This is a genomic window from Acetobacter lambici (assembly GCF_011516885.1).
GTDB classification, from domain to species: domain Bacteria; phylum Pseudomonadota; class Alphaproteobacteria; order Acetobacterales; family Acetobacteraceae; genus Acetobacter; species Acetobacter lambici.
The window spans coordinates 1-1210 of sequence record NZ_WOTD01000135.1 but is presented as its reverse complement, the minus strand read 5'-3'; the positions used below and the strand labels follow the sequence as shown (position 1 = coordinate 1210).

At 57.0% G+C, this 1210-nt stretch carries 1 protein-coding gene; it reads right to left on the bottom strand.

What is annotated here, in order from left to right:
- Nucleotides 1-99 precede the first annotated feature (99 nt).
- Nucleotides 100-1173, bottom strand: coding sequence for an alkene reductase (locus GOB86_RS15475; protein WP_010511738.1), 1074 nt, complete (start codon nucleotides 1171-1173; stop codon nucleotides 100-102).
- Between the last annotated feature and the right edge of the window lie 37 nt (nucleotides 1174-1210).

The window sequence follows — 1210 nt, the reverse complement described above, 5'->3', positions numbered from 1 at the left end:
GCCTACTTCACGACAAGTATCACGTCGGCGGCTAAATATTTTCTATAGTTCAAATGCAAGTTCCTTCCATTGGAAGGAACTTGCGGGAAAAATAGGGTATCAGCGAGCAAGCGGATAATCCGTATAGCCTTCTGCACCCTGCGAGTACCAGGTGCGGATATCGTCCTTGTTCTGGGGCAGATTGTCTTCCAGACGACGCACGAGGTCCGGATTGGCGAGGAAAGGCCGACCAAACGCAATGGCGTCCGCAACACCGGTAGCGACTGTCTCGATCGCTTCTTCCCGTGTGTAGTCCTGATTCAGAACCAGCGGCTTCCTGAAGACTTCGCGGATCGGACCATGCAGCTTGGGCTGGTCGGTCTTGCCGAACGTGCCGTTCGGTCCGGGCTCGCGCAGTTCAAGGAAAGCGATATCGAGGTCATTCAGCAGCTTTGCGGCCGGCACAAAAACCTGCTCTGGATGACTGTCGATGCAGCCCTGCGTATCGCCATTGGGGGACAGCCTTACTGACGTTTTGTGCGCGCCAATCGTTGCGATCACGCGTTCGGTGACTTCACGCAGGAAGCGGATGCGGTTTTCCGGCGAACCGCCATATTCGTCGGAACGATGATTGGTGCCGTCCCGCAGAAATTCGTCGATCAGATAACCGTTGGCGGCATGAATCTGCACACCGTCAAAGCCTGCCTGAAGGGCATTGCGAGCAGCATTTTCGTAGTCGTTCAGGATGCGGGCAATGTCCTCCTTGGTGAGAGGGCGGGCGACTTCGGGAGCCTGCTTGCCATCGTACGTATGGAGGGCTTCAGGCGCTTTTGTCGCCGAGCAGGACACAGGTTGCTGGCCCGTCACGCTGGAATGAACCATCCGACCCATATGCCAGAGCTGGGCCACAATCTTTCCGCCCTTGGCGTGAACTGCGGCGGTGATGGGCTTCCAGGCTTCCACCTGTTCCTGCGACCACAGGCCCGGCGCATACGGCCAGCCAAGACCTTCGCGGCTGATCCCGGTCGCTTCTGAGATGATCAGACCGGCTCCGGCCCGTTGCGCGTAATATTCGGCCATGATGGGGGTGGGCACATGATCACGGGTGCTCCGACCGCGTGTCAGCGGCGCCATGAGAATTCTGTTTTTGGCGTAAATGCTTCCCAGTTCAATCGGCTCAAACAGGCTGGTCATGACAGATCCTTCTTAAAAGACGCAGTTCCTATGAATT

Coding starts and splice junctions, on each gene's coding strand:
- GOB86_RS15475 (WP_010511738.1), bottom strand. CDS start 1,173: ATGACCAGCCTGTTTGAGCCGATTGAACTGGGAAGCATTTACGCCAAA.